The organism is Gracilimonas qinghaiensis, from assembly GCF_046602855.1.
Lineage (GTDB): Bacteria > Bacteroidota > Rhodothermia > Balneolales > Balneolaceae > Gracilimonas.
The window spans coordinates 314,351-336,362 of sequence record NZ_JBKINJ010000001.1 but is presented as its reverse complement, the minus strand read 5'-3'; the positions used below and the strand labels follow the sequence as shown (position 1 = coordinate 336,362).

The 22,012-nt window shown below is 39.6% G+C and carries 16 protein-coding genes, 1 tRNA gene and 1 pseudogene; 8 read left to right on the top strand and 10 right to left on the bottom strand.

The annotated features are described in order from the left end of the window. Nucleotides 1-293: 293 nt before the first annotated feature. A complete protein-coding gene (locus ACKGJO_RS01505) occupies nucleotides 294-944 on the top strand; it encodes a GWxTD domain-containing protein (RefSeq protein WP_411321632.1) in 651 nt (216 codons plus the stop codon). A 267-nt stretch (nucleotides 945-1,211) separates the two neighbouring features. Here the strand turns inward: ACKGJO_RS01505 and ACKGJO_RS01500 are convergent, their stop codons facing one another. The 5 genes from ACKGJO_RS01500 to rocD all read right to left on the bottom strand — a co-directional run bounded on the left by ACKGJO_RS01500 (nucleotide 1,212) and on the right by rocD (nucleotide 9,840). Further along, nucleotides 1,212-2,603, bottom strand: a complete 1,392-nt coding sequence (locus tag ACKGJO_RS01500) for a RagB/SusD family nutrient uptake outer membrane protein (protein WP_411321631.1) — start codon at nucleotides 2,601-2,603, stop codon at nucleotides 1,212-1,214. 11 nt (nucleotides 2,604-2,614) lie between these two features. Next, nucleotides 2,615-5,641, bottom strand: coding sequence for a SusC/RagA family TonB-linked outer membrane protein (locus tag ACKGJO_RS01495; protein ID WP_411321630.1), 3,027 nt, complete (start codon nucleotides 5,639-5,641; stop codon nucleotides 2,615-2,617). Nucleotides 5,642-5,787: 146 nt separating this feature from the next. After that, nucleotides 5,788-7,131, bottom strand: coding sequence for a GWxTD domain-containing protein (locus ACKGJO_RS01490; protein WP_411321629.1), 1,344 nt, complete (start codon nucleotides 7,129-7,131; stop codon nucleotides 5,788-5,790). A 453-nt stretch (nucleotides 7,132-7,584) separates the two neighbouring features. Then, on the bottom strand, nucleotides 7,585-8,343 hold the full coding sequence (locus tag ACKGJO_RS01485; protein ID WP_411321628.1) for a hypothetical protein: 759 nt from the start codon (nucleotides 8,341-8,343) through the stop codon (nucleotides 7,585-7,587). Between the two features lie 234 nt (nucleotides 8,344-8,577). Further along, entirely contained in the window at nucleotides 8,578-9,840 is a 1,263-nt protein-coding gene (gene rocD / locus ACKGJO_RS01480) for an ornithine--oxo-acid transaminase (protein WP_411321627.1), read from the bottom strand. A 121-nt stretch (nucleotides 9,841-9,961) separates the two neighbouring features. On the opposite strand from rocD, the gene ACKGJO_RS01475 reads away from it, so the two are divergent. The 7 genes and pseudogenes from ACKGJO_RS01475 (at nucleotide 9,962) to ACKGJO_RS01445 (ending at nucleotide 16,395) form a co-directional block, all read left to right on the top strand. Beyond that, nucleotides 9,962-10,034: transfer RNA gene (locus tag ACKGJO_RS01475), tRNA-Met, on the top strand. Between the two features lie 66 nt (nucleotides 10,035-10,100). After that, the gene (locus tag ACKGJO_RS01470; protein ID WP_411321626.1) at nucleotides 10,101-10,355 is read left to right on the top strand and encodes a GIY-YIG nuclease family protein; all 255 of its coding nucleotides are present in this window, start codon (nucleotides 10,101-10,103) and stop codon (nucleotides 10,353-10,355) included. Nucleotides 10,356-10,499: 144 nt separating this feature from the next. Then, nucleotides 10,500-10,754, top strand: a complete 255-nt coding sequence (locus ACKGJO_RS01465; RefSeq protein ID WP_411321625.1) for a GIY-YIG nuclease family protein — start codon at nucleotides 10,500-10,502, stop codon at nucleotides 10,752-10,754. Nucleotides 10,755-11,047: 293 nt separating this feature from the next. After that, nucleotides 11,048-11,512 (top strand): mobile mystery protein A, encoded by a 465-nt coding sequence (locus ACKGJO_RS01460; protein ID WP_411321624.1) that lies wholly within the window; start codon nucleotides 11,048-11,050, stop codon nucleotides 11,510-11,512. Further along, nucleotides 11,513-12,093, top strand: a pseudogene (locus tag ACKGJO_RS01455) (mobile mystery protein B). A gap of 257 nt (nucleotides 12,094-12,350) precedes the next feature. Beyond that, nucleotides 12,351-13,700, top strand: a complete 1,350-nt coding sequence (lat, locus tag ACKGJO_RS01450; RefSeq protein ID WP_411321623.1) for an L-lysine 6-transaminase — start codon at nucleotides 12,351-12,353, stop codon at nucleotides 13,698-13,700. Between the two features lie 220 nt (nucleotides 13,701-13,920). Further along, entirely contained in the window at nucleotides 13,921-16,395 is a 2,475-nt protein-coding gene (locus ACKGJO_RS01445) for a sulfatase-like hydrolase/transferase (protein WP_411321622.1), read from the top strand. On the opposite strand, the gene ACKGJO_RS01440 is transcribed toward ACKGJO_RS01445, so the two are convergent. The 5 genes from ACKGJO_RS01440 to ACKGJO_RS01420 form a co-directional block, all read right to left on the bottom strand. After that, complete coding sequence (locus tag ACKGJO_RS01440) at nucleotides 16,392-17,594, bottom strand: YaiO family outer membrane beta-barrel protein (RefSeq protein WP_411321621.1); 1,203 nt, start codon at nucleotides 17,592-17,594, stop codon at nucleotides 16,392-16,394. The two genes, ACKGJO_RS01445 and ACKGJO_RS01440, sit on opposite strands and share 4 nt — an antisense overlap. Nucleotides 17,595-17,704: 110 nt before the next feature. Beyond that, complete coding sequence (locus ACKGJO_RS01435; RefSeq protein WP_411321620.1) at nucleotides 17,705-19,315, bottom strand: glycosyltransferase family 2 protein; 1,611 nt, start codon at nucleotides 19,313-19,315, stop codon at nucleotides 17,705-17,707. After that, nucleotides 19,315-20,421, bottom strand: coding sequence for a HEAT repeat domain-containing protein (locus tag ACKGJO_RS01430; protein WP_411321619.1), 1,107 nt, complete (start codon nucleotides 20,419-20,421; stop codon nucleotides 19,315-19,317). The genes ACKGJO_RS01435 and ACKGJO_RS01430 overlap by 1 nt, the downstream gene beginning before the upstream one ends. Nucleotides 20,422-20,444: 23 nt before the next feature. Next, complete coding sequence (locus ACKGJO_RS01425) at nucleotides 20,445-20,822, bottom strand: response regulator (RefSeq protein WP_411321618.1); 378 nt, start codon at nucleotides 20,820-20,822, stop codon at nucleotides 20,445-20,447. Nucleotides 20,823-20,959: 137 nt separating this feature from the next. Next, nucleotides 20,960-21,679 (bottom strand): SDR family oxidoreductase, encoded by a 720-nt coding sequence (locus tag ACKGJO_RS01420; RefSeq protein WP_411321617.1) that lies wholly within the window; start codon nucleotides 21,677-21,679, stop codon nucleotides 20,960-20,962. Between the last annotated feature and the right edge of the window lie 333 nt (nucleotides 21,680-22,012).

The window sequence follows — 22,012 nt, the reverse complement described above, 5'->3', positions numbered from 1 at the left end:
AACAAAATTTGTTTTAAATACAAATATTAACAATTCGATAATCTTTAATACACAATATCTTCAAAAAATAAAAGTAGTAACTCAAAATATCTTAGTTTCGATAATGAGTATTGGCTTATCTGGTTGTGTACCTTTTAATACTACTGGCTTAAAAATCAAAAAATAGATAATGCCTTCATTAAAAAAGATTTAATCGCAGTTACATCCTTTAGAAATTGAAATTAAAATTTCTTTTTGAAGTGTAATAATTCTGCATTCAGCGTATCGGTATAGATTACGATGAATATGAGGTTGTGCAATCGTCGGTTCGTAACCTGACTCAACCGGGCAATGTGATCATTGAATACAATTTCCATGAACTGGAAAGGGGCAACTACAGGCTTGAGGTAAGCTCAGGTGAAGATGAAGACCAAATATATAAGGCTATTGAATTCGGAATTAAAAGCCCGAATTATCCTTCAATTAAAACTCCGAAAGAATTAGCCCGCCCGTTGGCCTACCTGATGACCGAAAAGGAGTATGAAAAATTAATGTCGATCGAAGATCCTGAAGCACTAAAAAAAGCAATAGATCGCTTTTGGCTGTCTAACGTTCAAAATTCAAATAAAGCCCGCGAAGTGATCTCTCTTTACTACGAGCGGGTTGAGGAAGCCAACAAACAATTTTCCAATTTCAAGGAAGGCTGGAAAACGGATACCGGCATGATGTACATCCTATTCGGACCTCCTATGTATGTAAACACCTACACCAGCCAAATGGTGTGGTCGTATTCCTATAACCGCGAGGATCCGGAAACCAATTTCGTGTTTGACCGCCCAAAACTTAAAACAAAATTTTATCCCTTCGATAATTTTATTCTTCGCAGAAATAATTATTACTACAATGTTCAGCGGAGACAGATCCAAAGATGGTTGTCCGGCAGTATTTTAAGCAGGCCTTTTTAAAAAGAATCTTAATCAAAATTCAATATTTATTTGAGAAGAAATTAACTCAGATTCTTTAAATGCAATTTATAAGCCATAGGCAACTTAAACTGATCAGACTGTTAGTGCTATTATAATCTTAACATTTTGGTCACAATTCAATAAACATATCTTCTCCTTTCTTCTTTTTTAAAAAGCTCCTTATTAAGCTGTGTCCAAAAAAATTCATATAAAAAAAGCCCTTACCTAAATGAGGTAAGGGCTTTTATGTTTTACAATAACTTATAATTAGTCAAAGAATGGATTTTGTTCCATACTTGAGTTTGCATCCAACTCATTTTGTGGTATTGGTAATACAAAAATTTGATTACCATATGGGATAGGACCATTCGTAATAAAGTTGATTCCTCTTCCAGGTACATTCACGAATGGAATGTCAAGTTGATGTCTTGCTAAGTCAAATAATCTATGACCCTCAAAAGCAAGTTCCAATCTTCTTTCTGCAAGTACATCAGCAATAACCTGCGCTTGTGTTCCTACGGTATAAATTGTGGAACTTCCACGGGCAGTAGAAAGCGTATTGATCATGTCAATGGCATCTACTAAGTCGCCTGCATTACCTCTTCGCGCCAAAGCTTCAGCTTTATTGAGCCAAACTTCAGCAAAACGAATAACGCGGGTGTTATCTGAGCCTAACTCATCAACATATTTACCGTTTACACGAATAGTATCTCCTTGAACACTAAACAAGCCTAAACGGGCATCATTTGCATCATAGGCATCATAAAGATCCTGAGTTGCCTCTACATCTCCATAATTTGTGTCGCGATAAATCCTGGCAAGGTTATTATTTCCAACGTTATTAGTTGATGTAAAACCCATTTCAAAGATGGAATTAGGCCCTGAACCTGAAGCCCAAGCAGCGACCAGGTTGCCTGCTGCCACAGGTGTATAACCGGTTAATATTGCATCTGCTGCAGCAATAGCATTATCGAATTCTGCAGTAAACAAATAATACCGTGACTGAAGTGCTTTAACAGCTGTAGTATTCATGAATACAGGGCTTCCTGCATCCATAGATGCGTCCATTAAACTGGCAGCTGTTGTAAAGTCCTCACCAATTTTAGTCCATACATTACTAACCGGTTCGCGTGCCGGGAGGAGGTTGCCTTCATTGTATGTAGTAATGTAAGGAATGCCAAGTGTTCCACCGGAAAACTGTTGGCCAAAGTTCAATAACAATTGCATGTGTGCAAATGCTCTTAAAGCGTAAGCTTGACCTTTAGCGTAATCAACAGCCATTGATGGCTCAATGTCAGCGTTTATAGCAATATTAGCCGCAGCTATTGACTCGTACAAGCCATCCCATAATCCAAGAGGGTATCCACTGTCTTCAGTATAATCCCACTCTGATTGAACTACGAATCGTCCAGAGTTTTGGTTGGAAAATGCATTGTCCGACATTGTTTCGGGGCCGGCAACGATATCCCTACCATATAATCCAGTTGTATTTAATTCATTGTGAATTCCTAATACAACTGAATTTAGGTCGTCAATTGATTGGACCGCAGTTTCAGTAGGTTTGTTTTGATCTACTGACGGTTCCAAAAAGTTTTCACAACCAATATTAATTCCTGCAATAAAAAGCAGTGCAAGTGTAATTTTAAAAATCTTCTTCATTTTCATTTTTCCTAAAAGTTAACTTTAATGCCAAAAGTTACAGACTTAAGTGGAGCTGCTTGTAAACTTGTAAAACCACTAGCTTGAACTTCAGGATCATATTTTAATCTATCATCAAATACATGAGTCCATAAATTTTGTCCTACAAAGTATAACTGTGCTGATTTCAGCCCAACTTCCTGTAGGTATTTAACTGGTATGTTATAACCAATGTTGACCGTTTTAAGTCTTAAATAATCCCCATCATATAGGAATCGAGAAGAAGCACTGTTTGAGTTAAGGTTGCCTGTTCCATAGATAGGACGAGGATTTTCAGCATCGGTATTATCAGATGTCCAATAATCCGACTGTCTTCCGTACTGTCCAAATGAACCTGCGAATCGACCATCTGATCTCATGTAGAATGCCCAGTTATCATAAACTTTATTTCCGAAGGAATAGTAAAGGTTAGCAGTGGCATAGAAGTTCTTAACATCAATGCGTGTGTTTATACCACCAAATTTATCAGGTAAAGCGTTAGCTCCCTGGTAGTATCGTTCAGCTGCATTATAATCATTAGTAGTAGCAGATTCTGTTTCGTCAGTATACCAAAGTGGATCACCATTATTCGGGTCAACACCGGCCCATCCGCGAAGGTACCATGCATTTACTTCATAGCCTTCTACAGCTATATATCGAGTTCCGGTGGTAACTTCAATATCTTCTCCGTTCCCATCAACAGGCAACTTAGTAACCTCATTTTTAAGGGCACTAAAGTTTCCACCAAGATTCCATTTGAAATCTCTGGTACGTATCACATCAAAATTGGCTTCGATCTCTATACCTTTATTATAGAGTTCACCAATATTTTGTGTTTGTGAATTATGACCTGTGGTTCTTGAAAGAGGAACATTAAATAGAAGATCTTTACTGTCTTTTCTAAAGACGGTAACGCCTCCGGATACTTTCTCAAATAATTCGAATTCAACTCCGATATCCAGAGAATTTGCGGTTTCCCAGGTTAGACTCCTGTTGCCAAGATTAGAAGGCTGAATAGTTGCTATGTCATAATAGCTTCCAAAACCTACTGTGGCCTGATAGTTGTTTAAGCCCACAGAAGAGTTACCTGTTTTCCCGTATGAAGCACGGAATTTCAGAAAATCCAAGAATTCATAATCCTCCATAAACTCTTCTTCAGTCATAACATATCCTAGCCCAAGCGACCAAAAAGTTCCCCATCTCTGATCTTCAGCAAAACGGGAACTACCTTCATGTCGAAGACTAGCATCGGCGTAAAATTTACCCTGATAACCGTAGTTCACAAGTCCTGTAAACGACTGTATAGCCCAATCGGTCGTTGAAGATCCTACGAACTGAGGAGAGGCAGTAGTGTTCAGGTTATAAAGCCCTGGGGCTGCAATCCCCTCACCGTAACCTTGTAAATAAAAGTTGTAATTGCGTTGGCTTTCAGAAATCCCTTTAAATGTAAAATTATGATCGGAATTAGGAACCCAAATATAATTCAACACATTTTGCCAAACATAGTTGAAATTACGTGTGCTTATATCACTGACAGATCCTCCTTCATCATCAGAGTCTCCGTAAAAAATATTATTATAATATTTTTCTTCGGTCTCTACGTAATCCGCCGAAAATCGAGTCGTAAACATTAAATTTTCAATAATATTTACATCAATCTTCGTGTTATTTCGGATTCTGTAATTTCTTTTACGATCGATATCATTGGCCTGTATATAAACAGGATTAAAAATATTAGTATTGAGATCGTCAATATTTGCTGTACCATCTTGATTATATGCTCGATCAATAGGCAACATAAAATATTCAGCTAAAACAGGACTTCCGAAATAACCCGATCCCTCAAGAATACCATCTTGCTCTACCATAGAACCATTAAAGCTGTTTTGGATACGAACTCTTTCGTCCATTTTATGAGCTATATCAAGACTACCGCTTATTCGGTCTAAACTTGATCCAATCACTTGGCCTTCCTGTCCAAATATCCCTGCAGATGCATAGAAATTCGTAATATCGTTACCTCCACGGGCCGATATGTTATATGATTCCTGAACTGCATTATCATTTTGAACAACATCACCCCAATCAGTATTGGTTTCACCGTCCCATAAGTTTCCAAAAGCAGCACCGGCAAGTGAGTAAGCGGTTCCGAAACGATTTAGAGTTGCATCTTGAACAAGCTGATCATAAGCAAAAGCATCCATTGGCACTTCACCTTCAACAGCGCGACTGTTTACGCCTCGTTGAGCTGAAACTGAATAAGTTGTTGAACCTGAGCGGCCTGACTTGGTAGTAATTACAACTACACCATTAGTACCCCTTGCACCATACGGAGCAGTAGATGCAGCATCTTTAAGTATTGTAATAGATTCTATATCCTCTGAACTTATATTAGAAAGAATACCTAATGAACTTGTAGCTCCGGATGCAGCATTATTTCCATTAACGACGGGAACGCCATCAATTACAAATAGGGGTGCAGTACCAGCGTTAACTGAACTAAGTCCGCGAATCCGAATTTGTTGAACAGCACCAGGTGTACCTGTGGAAGAAGTAACAACAACACCTGCAGCGTTACCTTGCAAAGCCTGACTTACATCAGAAACTGGTACGCTTTCAAGATTTTCGGAAGATACCGTAGATACAGTACCTGTAAAAGCTTGTCTGTCGATGGTACCAAAACCCGTTACCACAACTTCGTCCATACCAACAAGATCGACATTAAGCTGAACGTCCAGGGTTGTTGTTCCTGAACTTATTTCTACACGATCCTTAAAACCTTCGTAACCAACATAGGAAATAAGAATAGCGTAGTTACCCACAGGTATATTTGTGAGTGTATACTCACCATCAATATTTGTTTGGGTTCCTCTTTGTATAGATTCGATATAAACAGTAGCGCCAATTAATGGCTCTCCTGTTTCTGCATCGGTGACCTCACCTGTTAGTGTGCCGGTTTGTGCAAAAGCACTGGCGGACAAGAACAAAGCAAGCATCGTAAATAGTAGCTTTTTAAACATAGTAGCTTTGATTTGATTATATGTTAAGTTATTAGTCAATTGATTGAAGAGTAAGACTTGCTCTTTACAACGAACAAGTTCTAAAATGAAGAGTTTATGATATAAAAACAACTTAAATGATAACTAAATATTAACAAGTCTAAAACCTATTGGCTTAAATATATAATGGAACCATCTATCCAAGACTGGATCTGTTTATATTGCAAACCAAAAAAGTCTGCTGATCGCTTCAACTGAAAATTATTAAAGGGAAATTTAATATTACCATATCTTGGGTCTTTAAAATAAAAACCCTGATTTTCAGTACCTGTGTCAAAATCATAAAACCAAGACATTTCTCCAAAACCTTCATCTACATAAGACGGAGGACCAAAAAGTATATATATCATACCAGGATCAGTTTTCCAACCTTCTTTGAAATTGCTAAACTGTTGATTAGCCTGTACAACTCTTTCGTAATACATCTTTATAATTTCCTTAGCTTCGGCAGAATTATTCAAATTGCTAAGCCAAAATTCGTCAACTGCTGCTTTTAATGAATCAGGATCTGAGATTGCAAGTATTTCATTATACTCCTTTTCATTTAATAAATAGTACAATGGTCTTGCCAGTTCAATAGGAGATTTTATATTGGGGTAATTTTGGCTTTTAACTGCAAAATCACGCACCTCATACATATTATTTTTCTCATTGTGTTTAACAATCACTTCAAAACGGTAATTACCACGTGGCAGTCTGGTAAAAAAATTCTCTACAGTTACACTTCCCTTATTATCTAACGTTCGTTTGGTGGACCGGATAACTTCATAATTTGTATAGTCGAGTCCTTTCCTTTCCAATGAAGAAGATCTGTGCTGACGACCACTCATAGAACGGGCGGGTTTTAGATCCGCTTTAAACCGCAAAAGCCTGGATTCTATCTCTACTGAGTTTTTGGGTTTACCATTAAAAAGCTGAAATGAAAATTTAAGTGAATCATAATCCATATTTACATCATAGCCATTAACCGCAACAAAAGGTTCGTCCTCAGCGGTTTTTTTGTAAAACCGAATTTGACTGATATTAATTTGGCTAGATAAAGGATCAGGTATTGTTATTTCTTGCTGTCTTGTAGTTTTTTTACCAGAGTGAAGATCAGTTATGGTAACTTTTACTCTATGATTACCCGGTGGAACATTGTAGGTGATTTTCAGGTATTTAGTCTTTTGGTCATAATATTTATTGTCTGAACTTTTGCCCAACAAAAATTGGTACTGATCGCTTAAGATTGGTTTATTTTCATTTGATGATATTTCAGTACGAAGTTCAACTCTACTCACTAAAGAATCTTGCTGGTTTTTATAGATCAGGCTGCTTTCCTCTATTGATAAAAATAAAAAAGCTTGCGTTTGCTGGCTCTCAGTAATATTGGATGAGACATTGAGTGTAACAAATGGCAGCCCGGGTACTATAATTTCATTAGAGCCAATATCAGCTTTACCCTTATACATTGATGAACAGGACAAACATAGAAGACCGCAAATTAAATATGTAAAAAAGCGAATTTGTTTAATTATTTTGTTTGATCTGTAACGCATGGTAAATGAAATAGCCTGAAATGCATATCGAATTATATTTTGTGTAGAATCCTACTAATCACCCATCATTTATGAATGATAGGTAATATTGATAGGTATTCGTATTAATGAAATCAAACTCATATATCTTCTTAAGATAAAATAGAAGGAATCACTGTAAGGACAGTTGAAAGTCTGTGATAGCATGATTTATTCTTCATAGACTTTAAGTGAAAATTTCACCATTCTTAAGAAATTAAGGACTCTATCTCTTAACAGACTTCTTTGAAACATCAGGCCATTTAGAAGCACTGAATTACGTTTTTAAAACTTTGATACACAGATTAAACACTACAATCAAAATATGTCACATTTGCTAGATTAAATCTAATCTATGTCAGATGTAATAGCATTATCAATATATGTCATTAATTTTACCAGATCTTTTTCCGAACGATTGTCCAAATCGTTATCTCTCATAAATTGTCTAAACTTGCGCTGATTATCTCCGTCAAATGCATTAATAATATCCTTGGATCGTAATTTTCGTAATTTTTCAATTTCACCATTGTGCTTTTGAAGAAAATATTCCAGACTGTTTATATATCTTTCGGTTTCTTTTCCGGTAAATGGATCTTTTCTATTACTTCTCATCAGGTTTGTTTCATGTAAAGCAAGCAACTTTAAGCCTGTACCTTGATCATATAAAACTTGAACCGGTGTAGGTTCCTTGAATCCAAATTCTGGATGATTGATTTTAAAACTAAAAACCTCCTGAATTTTATTTGATTCATCCAGATTTGTAGATTTTTCAAACAAAAAACCTTTTACACCAGTCGTGTTAAGTACCATTATCTTATTATCCTTAATAAACAGTACCTGATTTTTGTAAGAGTCATAATTGATTGGCAGAACTTCACTTGCTTTACCAGATTCAAATAAAATACGTCCGTTTTCAAATGACTCCTTCAAAAGAGGACTACCTATTACATCTTTCGTATTCTCTGCATAAATAGTTGTCCCGGCTTCATTGGTAATTTGAACCGTTTGATAATCTATTTCATCTGCATTTTGCGCAAGTGTTTGCTTACTGTCAATAATGGCCAGTAAAAATATTAGGAATATAGTAACATTTAATACTTTCATAACTGTGTTAGCTCTTTATACAGGTTCTTATTTTAGACACGTGTACCAATTCTAAATTCATCTTAGAAATTCAGAGATATTTAAAGTGTACACATTTCCTCAGCTTCTTAAACTAAACAAATAAAATTTTTATCTAACTTAATGTAATAAATAACCTTTCCATTATTTTTTTATTGTCTTAAATAACGTTAATAAGGTGGAACCTTTGTTTTCCCATTTAAGCTTGTACCTATTTTAATTCTCAAAAGAAAAAAGGGTATCCTTGATGATTTCCACACATTCCATCAGCTGCTCTTCAGTCATCACCAAAGGCGGGGCAAAACGAATGATGTTACCGTGCGTTGGCTTGGCAAGTAGTCCAGTGTCCTTCAGAGCCACACAAAATCTCCAGGCGGTATCACTGTCGGAGGTGTCGTTGATGATCACCGCATTCAGGAGTCCGCGACCTCTTACTTTTACGAAAAGATCATGCTCATCAACCAGCTTCTGCATTTCTGACCGGAAGATCTCCCCAAGTTTTCGTGCATTTTGAGACAGGTTCTCATCTTTTACTACTTCAAGGGCAGATATAGCTACTTTGCATGCCAACGGGTTACCACCATAGGTTGAACCGTGCTGTCCCGGTTTGATGACTTCCATAATGTGATTGTCAGCCAGTACAGCAGACACCGGGTAGGCACCCCCTGAAAGGGCTTTACCTAGAATCAAAATATCAGGTTTGGTATATGTATTTTGTTGTTCGCAATGGCCCTGACAGTCACAATTTCCGCAAACAGCGAGCAGGCTTCCGGTTCTGGCAATTCCTGTCTGAATCTCATCTGCCATAAACAGCACATTATTTTCGCGGCAGATTTCACCCATTTTTGAGATATAACCTTCATCAGGTACAACCACACCGGCCTCTCCCTGTATCGGTTCAGCCAAAACACCGGCAATATTAGGTTGGTCGAGTGCTTCCTTGAGGGCATCGAGATCATTATAGGGTATTTTGATAAAACCCGGTGTATAAGGACCAAAATTCTTTCTGGCATCCGGATCATTGGAAAAAGATATCACAGTGGTTGTGCGGCCATGGAAGTTATTTTCGAGAACGATGATCTGGGCTTCCTCCTCGGCAATACCTTTTTTCTCATAGGCCCATTTACGGCAGATCTTAATAGCTGTCTCAACTCCTTCTGCACCGGTATTCATCGGTAGAACCTTATCAAAGCCAAAATATTCGGTCACGTATTTCTCATACTCACCGAGTATATTATTATAGAAAGCTCTTGAGGTTAGACACAGTGTAGAAGCCTGATCTGTCAAAGCTTTAGTGATCTTTGGATGGCAATGGCCTTGATTAACGGCCGAGTAGGCGGACAAAAAATCATAGTATTTGTTGCCTTCAGGATCCCAGACATGCACCCCCTCGCCTCTTGATAATACTACAGGCAGCGGGTGATAATTGTGAGCACCATATTTGTCTTCCAGTTCAATTGCTTGCTTTGATGTGATCATAAAATAAGTTCTGTTAATTTTTTGCGGAAAATAGGAAAAGCATCACTGAAAGAAGAACAAAAATATTTCAAATATCCCTTGATATCGATAGGTAATTAGCCGTATATTTAAGTCTTCACATCGCGGGGTGGAGCAGCTGGTAGCTCGTCGGGCTCATAACCCGAAGGTCGTAGGTTCGAATCCTACCCCCGCCACTAGCAAAAGCCTTCTGATTAAGTTCAGAAGGCTTTTTTTATATTTGAGAGAAAACCGGGGAATTTATGTTTACCGTTTACGCTCTTTACTCGCCTTCTCATCAAAAGATCTATATTGGCTACACCTCAGATCTCGAGCAACGCCTGCTTTCCCATAATTCATTAGGTAAAAAAGGGTGGACTATAAAGTACCGCCCCTGGAAATTAGCCTATACTGAAGAACAGCAAACAAAGAAAGACGCTATGCGCAGAGAAAAACAGCTTAAATCAGCCAAAGGACGTGAGTTTATTTGGGACATTGTAAACAAAAAATTTAATTAAGCTTGACGGGCTCTTATCCGCCGGCTGGCGGACGTAGGTTCGAATCCGACTAACATCCGACCCTCGGCGGACCCGCCACTACTTAGAGCCTTCTGATCAATTTCAGAAGGCTTTTTTTATATTCAAGAGAAAACCGGGGAATTTATGTTTACCGTTTACGCTCTTTACTCGCCTTCTCATCAAAAGATCTATATTGGCTACACCTCAGATCTCGAGCAACGCCTGCTTTCCCATAATTCATTAGGTAAAAAAGGGTGGACTATAAAGTACCGCCCCTGGAAATTAGCCTATACTGAAGAACAGGATACAAAGAAAGAAGCCATTCATAGAAAAAAGCAGCTCAAATCAGCCAAAGGACGTGAGTTTATATGGGAAGTAATTACCGATAAATTTAATTAAGCTCATCGGCCTCGAATCCGCCGGCTGGCGGATATAGGTTCTTCTAGGGCGATATCATGCATTGCAATATTTTTGTTTTTAACCCAAGGCTATTCATATAGTCTTATAAGCTCTTTCTTCTGTAATTCTAAGCCGCATATGTTTTGTTGTCATTATTATCAATTTATAAATTATAATGTTGATATAAATAGCAACAAATTATATATTATGTTGTTAAATCTAACAACGCGTAGAGATAGAATGCTGTTAAAAATAGCAACAAGTGCAGTTAATAACTACGAAAAGGCATAATTATGAACTACTGGGATAAAAAGCTTATACGTAAACAGCTAAATATGAAATTGGAGAAACTAAAACCCCTCCTGAAAATGACCATGCCTACGGGTGGATGGATAAAGGCGATCCGTGAAGGACTCGGCCTTACTTTAGAAGAATTAGGTAATCGTGTTGACCTTGACCGGTCACGAGTCTATCGCATCGAACAAGCTGAAGTTAATGGCAATGTCAAACTCTCAACGTTGAAGAAAATGGCTGAAGGCTTAGGGGTTAAATTTGTCTATGGTTTTGTACCCGAACAAGACCTTGAGGAAATAGTTCGTCAACAAGCCAGAAAGATCGCTAAAAAACGATTGAGCCGTATAGATCATTCTATGAAGTTAGAACGTCAGGGAGTATCTAATGAAGAGCAGCAAGAAGCCCTTAATGATCTGACAGATAAAATCCTGGTCGAAGAACCAAAGAATTTTTGGAATCAGTAGATGTTTAATTACCCAGCAGGAGCAACACCGGTTGATGAGAATGAGAAGGAAGGTCTACTCATTCTACATATTAGCACTCGGGAAGAACTCAACGAATGGGAGCAAAGAAATATCACCGACGCTTACAGCTGGTTAGACCGAACCCGGCGAAACGATTTTCTTGATGAAGATTTCATTCGAACGCTTCATGAAAAAATATTCGGCAAGGTTTGGGATTGGGCTGGTAAATATCGCGATCCGATAAAAATATCGGTGTAGATTGGGCACAAATTCCCATGCATTTTCGGCAAATGTTAGATGATGTGCGGTATTGGATAGATAACGATACCTATCCACCTGATGAAATCGCTACTCGCTTTCATCACAGGCTGGTACAAATTCATCTGTTCCCGAATGGTAATGGTCGCCATGCACGGGTCATGACCGATATCTTGCTTGAGAAAGTGTTTGACCGTGAACCATTTAGTTGGGGGTCAGGAGATCTAATTGAAGAAGGTGATATTAGAGCCATTTACATACACGCTCTTAGATCAGCGGATGCATATGATTATCAACCCTTACTTGAATTCGTAAGGAGTTGAATTATCAGTTGTAACTATTGGACATAGAATTTGATTTTAGATTGCTGAAAATGGCCTGGTCACTCAATATCTTCAAGAGCACTATTTTAGAGCCCCAGATTAGGATACTGAATATGTCTCAAAAAAATTCCTATCCTCCCCGCTCTCACAACACACCAAAAAAACTCGTTTCTAACTTTAGTTAATTTAAACGCTATTGAGGCCTTTTGATGCTTTTGGTAGATTTATAGCAATCAATTCATCCAAAGGAGTCAGGAATGCAAGACAGTTTAAATATCAATCCGGATAACGTTCGCAAAGTTTTAGATAAGCATCTTCTCACCGATGGCTATGATATGGTTCTCGATCTTAAAAAGAGTGAGGGAGCTTACCTCCTTGATTCCAAGTCAGGAAAGAGATACCTCGATTTCTTCACCTTCTTTGCATCCAATCCTTTGGGCATGAATCACCCCAAATTGGCCGGAGATGATGATTTTGTTCAGCGTCTGGCTCAGGTTGCCATCAACAAGCCTTCGAACTCTGATATTTATACTGAAGACATGGCCCGGTTCCTGGCTACCTTCGACCGCGTGGGAATTCCAGATTACATGCCCTACTCCTTTTTTATATCCGGTGGAGCACTGGCCGTTGAAAATGCAATGAAGGTTGCTTTCGACTGGAAAGTGCAAAAGAACTTTGAGAAGGGTTACCGGCAGGAAAAAGGCCATAAGATCCTTCACTTTGAGAAAGCCTTTCATGGACGATCAGGCTATACCCTCTCCGTCACTAACACCGTTCCCAACAAAGTTAAGTACTTCCCGAAATTCGACTGGCCGCGAGTGCTCAGCCCGGCCATGACTTACCCTGCCACTAAAGAGAATATTGAAGCAACGGCAGCACAGGAGCAAATGGCCATCGCTCAGGCAGAACGCTACTTCGAGATCTATAAGGATGATATCGCCGGTATCCTGATCGAGCCGATACAGGGTGAAGGCGGTGACCGCCATTTCCGCCCGGAATTCCATCAGGCCTTGCGTGACCTGGCCGACAAGCACGAGGCTCTTCTAATGTATGATGAAGTTCAAACCGGAGTTGGAATGACCGGTAAATTCTGGGCTCATGAGCATTATGTTAAACCTGATATCCTGGCTTTTGGTAAAAAAGCTCAGGTTTGTGGTATCCTGGCTAACAAACGCGTGGATGATATTGAAACCAACTGCTTCCATGTTTCTTCCCGAATCAACTCAACCTGGGGCGGCAACCTCGTTGATATGGTACGTTTCGGACGAATTCTGGAGGTCATTGAGGAAGATAATCTGGTTGACAATGCAGCCACGGTTGGTGAGCATCTCAAATCCAAACTTGAGCACCTGGCTGAACAGCATGAATACCTTTCAAACCCAAGAGGTAAAGGCTTATTCTGCGCTATTGACCTGCCAAATACCCATGCCCGCGACCATGTGATCAAAGAGTGCGTGGCAAATGGCCTGATGATCCTCGCATGCGGACCTAATACGGTACGTTTCCGACCACCTCTGACTATCACAAAAGATCAAATTGACGAGGGTCTCGATATTCTTGAAAAAGCTTATCGCACCAAAGTGGATGAATGCCCGGTTGTTGATTAATGGTTAATTCGTTAATGGTAACTTGGTTAAATATTTTTTCTAATGAATCCCCAAATGATTTTCAAATTAACGAATAACCTTTCAACCAAGAACTAATTTAATCGGCAGTGAGGTAATCTAAAGATAAAAACTCACTTCACTTAATTAGTGATAGAAACACTAACTTAACGATGGTATTTTAACAGCCGACTCAATTTTAATACAACAGAGACACAGGCGCTTGAAAACCATCCTCAACTACCTTCCATTTTCTGAACATGAATTTAAAAATGTGATCGCCACCATGATCACATTTTTACTTTTAGGTTTATTGATCCGTGTGTATGAGGTCGTTTTGGTTTCCCAGAACTTCACCCTGCCTGAAGGATCTTTCATGATATATCTGAAAGCCCTTGTCCCCGATCTTTTCTTATTTTCATTCTGGGCGGTTGTACTGATCCTATTTTGGGCTTTACTAACTAAAGTGATTCCGAATTATGCCTCAAAGAATATCAAGGCACTCATTGTACTTTTCATCATAATCTACATTACCCTGATACAGTATTTTGGCGAGGTATTGGTACTTTTAGGTGCTGACTTCTGGGCTTATGAGTTCACTGAGATCTCTGATACAGTCAGTACCTCGGTAAGCTTTGGATTTAATGAGATCGCCCCGCTCATCTTTTTTCCACTGATGTTTATTTACGGTACAAAAAGCTTGAGAAAGCTGCAGCTCAGCGACTTTTTCCAAAACATGTTCCTGATCGTAATTGCCATTTGCGGCCTGTTAAGTTTTTTGACCTATCCATCAAAAGATGATCATGAACTTGAGTTAACCTATGCCCTGTCAGTGAATAAGGCGTCGTATTTTTTCGGTGAAACAGCAAGCCACTTACTTTCCAAGCTAACCAATGAAGAGTATACCGGGGCCGAATATCCTTTTATGAAGGAACCGGATACAGAAGATGTTCTAGGTCCTCTGTTGAATAAACCTGACAACCCGCCAAATTTTGTTTTTATAATAGTTGAAGGCCTGGGAGGGACCGTCGTGAACCCAAATGCCTCCTACGGAGGATTTACACCATTTCTTGATTCACTGTCTTCTGAAAGTCTTTACTGGACCCATTTCCTGGCAACAAGTGGGCGTTCTTTCAATGCACAGCCATCTATTTTCGGTTCCCTTCCTTATGGCAACAGCGGATTCATGGATCTTGGCTATCGCATGCCTGAACATCATTCACTCATTTCCATTCTGGATGATAGTGGATACCAGACCAGTTATTTTGGCGGATACGATACAACCTTCGATAACCTGGATCTCTTCCTGGAGCGACAAGGGATAGACCTTTTGGTCAATTCATCCCGTTTTCCGGATACCTATCAGCGAATGGATGAGATCGAAGGTGGTTTTAGCTGGGGATATTCTGATCATGATCTTTACGATTTTGCCTTCACCTTTTTAGATGATTTCAGCAACAATGAGCCACGCCTCGATATCTTCTTTTCTCTAAATTTTCATGAGCCGTTCATCATTCCAAACACTGATAGATTTGACCGCCTTTATGAGCAGCGGCTTCAACGTCTGAAACTATCTGAAGAAGACATGCAAACGTATCGTGATCACCCTGAGCTTTTTAAGGCATTACTCTATACGGACGACTCCATTCGACAGCTTATTGAAGGGTACAAACAGCGGCAAGATTTTGACAACACTATCTTCATCATAACCGGAGATCATAGAATGGTCCCCATTCCACATCGGGATCGTATTGACCGTTATTACGTTCCATTTATGATCTACTCCCCATTGCTCAAAGAAAGCAAGCAGTTCAAAGGAGTGTCTTCTCATCTTGATGTTGCACCGACTCTGACGGCTTATCTTTCAGCCAATTTTGAAAATGAAATTAATATACCTGATCAGGTCCATTGGCTCGGAAGTGAACTAAGCACCAGCGAGGAGTTTGTTTCTAATAAGAAAATTCCATTTATGAGGACAAAGAACAACATGGCCGATTATTTATCAGGAGAGTATTTTGTTTCTGACAACCGTCTGTATAAACTATTTGAAGGTATGTTGCTCGGTGAGATCAATGATCCCAATCTTAAAGATCGGATCTATCAAGAATTTGAAGCTTTCAAACGAACCAATAGGTATGTAACTACTGAAAACAAGCTTATTGAATTGAATGAAACTCAAGAACGAGAATTCCTGCAACTTAACAACGAGATACAGTTTCTAAGAGATAAAAACCTTACAGAGCTCAACAATTCAGAGTTGTTTTACATAGCACGGGATTCAGCTTTCAATTCTAATTATGAGTATGCCCAGATACTACTAAGGCATGTTTTGAGGCGGTCACCTAACTTTCATGATGCCAGGCTCCTTCATGGAAGAACCATGGCCTGGAGCGGAGATTATGATAATGCCATTTCACAGTTTAAAGAAGTCATGAAGAGAGCACCTGATTATCAGGACACTTACAGCGCCCTGAGTGATGTCTTTTATTGGCAGGGAATGCAGGAAAAAAGCCTTGAGCATGCCGAAATTGGATTGGCCATAGATAACACCTACCTACCTTTGATCTATAGAAAAGCAAGATCCTTCTACATGCTTGGCAGAAAGGACAGTGCAAAATTCTGGATAAATAAAGGGCTCAACCTCGATCCTGATAATACCAACCTGCGCGACCTGCAGGTTCAGCTTTCAGAGAATTAGAATTTATAGACTACTCCCCCATTCAGGGTGATTACATTAATAAAATTGTCAGGGTCAAAAGCAAGTTCCTGTCGGGTCAGATCCAGTGAGAGAAATGCTGAAAGGTTATATCGAAGTTCTTTGTACGCATCGATGCCAACAAACTGCGACTCTGTAAAAAATACATCACCCGAAACATCCTGAAAGCGTCGCTCTTCAGGATAAAATCCAAAACCACCGCGAAAAGTGACATAATTTTCGGGTCCGGCCAGATATTTCCGAGCAAGAAAACTAAGAGACCGTGATACCCCAACAGAATTAGGGGTAATGTACGGCCTCACTGTAAACAACCAATTTCCCTGATATTTTGAAACGGTTCCGGTAAAGATCCAGACATCACTGCTGAAGTTAAGATATCTGAATCCGGCAGAAACTTCGAAAGCGCCGGGCAGACTCTTAAACAACTCAGCACCGGATCTGAATTCAGGAAACAGTGAACTTGATGAATACCCGGCACTCACGTACCCGTACCAACCCTCTGCAATAGATGGATAAAAATCGAGTTCGGCCTGTAAGCCATCAATAGAAAACCTGCGCTGATAGTTTATTCGGCCAATAACCGACCCATAATTGGTGCGACGCGACAATTGAACGTATCCTTTGTGAATATCATCAAATACATCCTCATAAGTGTCATAGGTGTAAGCTGTGGTCAGCGTATAATCCTGACCGGAAATGTTGATACTCTTTCTTAACTGTTGAGCCTCTACATTTGATTTATCGATCTGTTCAAGCTGATTGAGGACCTGCAGAGCCTCTTTATCCTTACCTGCCGAATTCAACGATTCAGCGCGCTTCAAGAGTACATCCTTATCAACGGAATGATGTTTAACTGCCTGTTTTGAGTAATTCAGCATAGCCTCTTCATTCCCGGCCCATCGCTCATTATCAATAGCAGCGAAGAGAGCATCTTTATGATCCGGGTGGCGTTCCAGCACGTAATTCAATTCTTTACGCGCTTTGTCATAACTGCCATCCCAGGCATAGGTTCGGGCGATTAAAATTCGCACACCATGATAATCAGGAGATCGCTCCAAAATAGCGTAGGCTAATTTTCTTGCTTCCTCACGCTGACCGTCAAATGCCAATTCACGGGCTTCCTTAAAAGCCATATCTACATTTTCAACAGTTTGGCCAACGGCTGTTTGTGCTGAAAACATCAGCATGAGTATCATTATTAACTTTTTAAACAAGCTGAACGTACTGTTACTTTTTCTCTGACAATTTCTTTTTTGATGGTTCATAATATTCAACATTACCTCAGTTTTCATCAAATTCCAAGTTCTGACCTGATCATCGAATACACATCAGGAATAATTCCGTTATCGATCAGCACATGCAGGATCAGAACTATAACAATTAACGTGACGCCGTAAACGACTACCCAATATTTTAGCGAACCCAATAAATTTGAAACCGACTCTTTGATCCTTTTAAGTCCCTTGTTCACATTGGTTTTTGAAGTCAGGCCGGTTCGTGTCATAACCCCCCATCCCTTATCCCCTTTCACATAGTCGACCAAACCCTTAAATCTCCACCATGTGTGGATCTGTCGATATCCAACATTCTCCAAAAAAGCATACAGAGTTAAGTTAGCTATATTTCCCAAGGTAGGATAGCGTCTGAAAGAAAGTTCTTCACACAGTACGGAAGTCACCGAAAGTACCATCCCAAGGAAAACAGAAGCCGTCAGAAACAGCAGCACAAATGTTGAGTTGAATCCTCCCAAAAAAAGAGCGATCAGGAAATAAGCAAAACCAAACAGCTCCACCACCGGACCCAGCATTTCTATAAAGAAGAAATAAGGCATAGCCAGCATTCCCAATCTGCCATACTTCGGATTCAGCAGCATTTTTTTATGACGCATCATAGTGTCAGCAAGTCCGCGCTGCCAGCGGTTCCTCTGCCTTCCCAAAACCGACCAGCTTTCAGGCACTTCGGTCCAGCAGACCGGTTCCGGTAGAAATCGCACGCTGTACTTTTCACCTCTTTCCTTAAAATAGCGATGCAGACGTACAACCAGCTCCATATCTTCTCCCACCGTATCATCTAAATAGCCACCTACCTCAACCACTGCTTTTTTATCGAACACACCAAAAGCTCCCGAAATAATCAACAAACTGTCGAGATAATCCCAACCGACCCGCCCAAATAGGAATGACCTCAGATATTCCACGGTTTGGATCCGACCAAGATAGCTTTTCGGAAGATCCACTTTCTTTACAATATTGTCTTCTATCGTGCATCCGTTAGCGATTCTGACAATTCCACCAACGGCAACCACGTTCTCTTCTTCCATAAAAGCTTTTAGCAGTTTGAGGAGCACATCGGGTTCCAGAATTGAGTCTGCATCAATGGAACATACCAGGTCTTTTGAAGCAACGTTGATCCCTGTATTTAAAGCATCTGCTTTTCCACCATTCTCTTTATCCACTACTTTGAGTTCCGGATAGATCGCTGATCGATAGACCTTTTTGATCGGTTTGTGTTCAATAGGAAGATCTACCGGCTTATCGATCTCGTAGAGCTCAAAATAGTCGAGCAGAAGCTTTAGTGTGCTATCGGTGCTTCCATCATTTATTACCACCACTTCAAAATCAGAGAAATGCAGCTGAAGCAGGGCTTCAACGGAAGCGATAATGTTGACCTCTTCATTATAAGCGGGCGACAGAATGCTGACCGGTTTGTAGAGGTTTGAATTGAATAAACCTTTTAAATTGAATACCTGATAATAATTTTGCTGTTGCCGTATATAGAAAAATGAAATGATAACCAGCATGATGTAAGTCAAATTCACTACAAGAAAATACCCTATGAAAACCCACTCTGCAGGGTCCATAAAGTTCACGAATTGTTGCAGTATTTCTTTGATCTCAGCCATTAAGGACGTTTCCTGTCACGGTTTTCATTCATATACATCATCACGTATTTAGTGATCGACTCCATATCACCTTCTGGAACTTCGTGCACTATTTCTGTCTCTTTCACATTATTTTTAAGCAAGGCGTACACAGCAGCTTTTTTTACTTTGTTGTCGCTATGCTCCAACAAATACTTAAAATATGGCAGATCCTCTTCACTGCCATAATCACTTAACTCACTCACTGCTGCAGAAACTACTTCGGGTGATTCATGATCAAGATACTTGCGCATCACCTTTATGCTTTTGATGTTGTTGAACTCACTTTGTGCTTTTATATTGGCCACCAATATCTCCGGATGATCCCAATCTTTAGCTGGTTCTTTCAAATGTTCCAGCAAGTAGTCTACAAGGTTATAATATCCGATCTCAGTGATTCCCTTTATGAACAAAGCTCGGTTCTCAGGAGTAATATCCTGATTTTCCAATACGATTTTAAGAGCTTCTCCTTCAATTTCATTTTGATCCTCCTCATCAGAGTGAAATTTATGGAACAGCTCGATCAGAGCCATGTTAGAAATGGCATTTTTCTTAGCTACGCTGCAAAGTGCCTCAACCCGGAGGTGTACATCCTCACTTCCCATCAACGCAGTAGCAGCAGAAAACACCAGCATTTGGTTCGGTGAATTTAAGTACCCCTTCAGTTTTTTGATAACTTTAGAGTTTTCCAACTGAACATTACTGAAATAGTTGCAAGCTTTAACCCTGTCAACGTCATCTTTTGAAGTAAGTAATTTGTAGTGATGATCATATATTGGATCAAGAAATAACAGTTTTTTCAATTTATCAGCATCGTTGCCTTCTACCTGAGACAACATCTCAGTCACTATCTTTTCGAAAGCGTAATATTCAAGTTTTGCGCCTGTAAACTGCTCTTCTACTTCTTTTTCATTTCCTTCTTCCAGAAAATTGAGCACATGCGGAAGCATTTTTTTTCGATATCGATCGATCTCTGTAGCCCATTTTCGATGTCTCAGACGAATGAACACGGCACTCAGAAATAATAACAAGGTTAGTCCCAACAGGATAAGAGAAACAATAACAAGCAAATAAATGGATATATCCATGTTCGGGAAGATTTAGATAAGCATTAACTTCCCAGGACTTCCTCTATCCTAAGCATGAGTATATTTGGTTTGAAAGGTTTTTCAATATACCGTTCTGCTCCAAGTTTATGGCCCTTCATAATATCTTCTTCCCGGTTCTTGCTCGTTAGCATGATCACCTTGATATCTTTGATTTTCGGATCTTCCTTGATATTTCTGAGTACTTCAAACCCATTCATGCTCGGCAGCATAATGTCAAGTAATACCAGATCAGGCTTAAGTTCTTTTACGGCATCCAGACCTTCTTTACCATTCGCACGATGCTCTACCCGATAACCGCTTTTTTTGAGCTTATATAGTAAAAGTTCATAAATAACTTCGGTATCCTCGATAACAAGGATCAACGGGCTTTCGTCACTCACTTTAAACCTTCCTTTCTTTGTTTAGTGCCGTCTAATGATAAAAAACGAATATACGGGCAACAAATATTAAAAGTGGATACTATTTAACATGTAAATAGGTACAATTAAGTGAAGACCTGATAAAGTTAGAAGGTTAATTAAACCAGCTGATGGCTCTGAGGCTGTATCACCATTTCGTTAAGAACAGAACCGGAAGGTTGATCAACTGCGTAGAACACTGCATCAGCTACTTCTTCTGTTGTAAGCATCATCTCTTTTTTGACACGCATGCTTATTCGTTTATCATCCCAGAATGGAGTATCCACTCCACCTAGATAAAGAAGTGAGAATTTAGTTTTTCCTCTTCGCTGTTCCTCGATGAGTGCTTTTGTAAAGCCCTGAATCGCAAATTTAGAAGCGGCATAAACGGAGGCATTTTTCATAACAAACTTCCCCATGGTACCCGGAAACATGACCACTGAGGTGGGCTCATCTTCTTTCATATGTTTCATGACCGTTTGAGTTACAAGAAAAGTCCCGTATACATTTACCTCTATAACTTCTTTGGCGTCGGCCGGATCAATATCCATGAATGGTTGTATGATACCCTGTCCAAATGCGTTGATAAGAACGTCAATTTTACCAAGCTGATTCTCGACTTCAGTAGCCATTTTATCAACGGCACTGGGATCAGTCGCATCTGTTTCTATTGCAAAAGCTTCCCCACCAGAGTCATTAATTTCTTTAGCTACTTCTTCAGCCTTTGACTTATTACGGGCAGCTAGTACTACTTTTGAGCCGGCCTGACCAAATTTCTTAGCTGTTGCACTTCCGATTCCGCCGGATCCCCCGACGATCAAAACGATCTTGTCTTTCATTCTATAACGTCATTCTTGATTAATAGTCACATCAATAAATACCAGTGAAGGACATTTCGTTCCGTTAGTCCATTTATTTGTAGGTGATTTCCCAGTTCAGATCACAGCTCTTCCCGCCATCCGTTGAGGATTCCCAATCCCATTTCAGAGAATCTTGCGAGATGTCATAAAACACCATCCGCTGTGTAAATAGACTTCCGTCTTTCCTCTCTCTCTGGATTCTGGCTAAAGCCAAATTCTGTCTCTCGCTGAAGAGAGACAAGTTCTTGGTAGATCAGGCAGTGTGAACTTGATTACGCTTTTTACTGTAGCGCTATACTTCTGTGCCTTTGG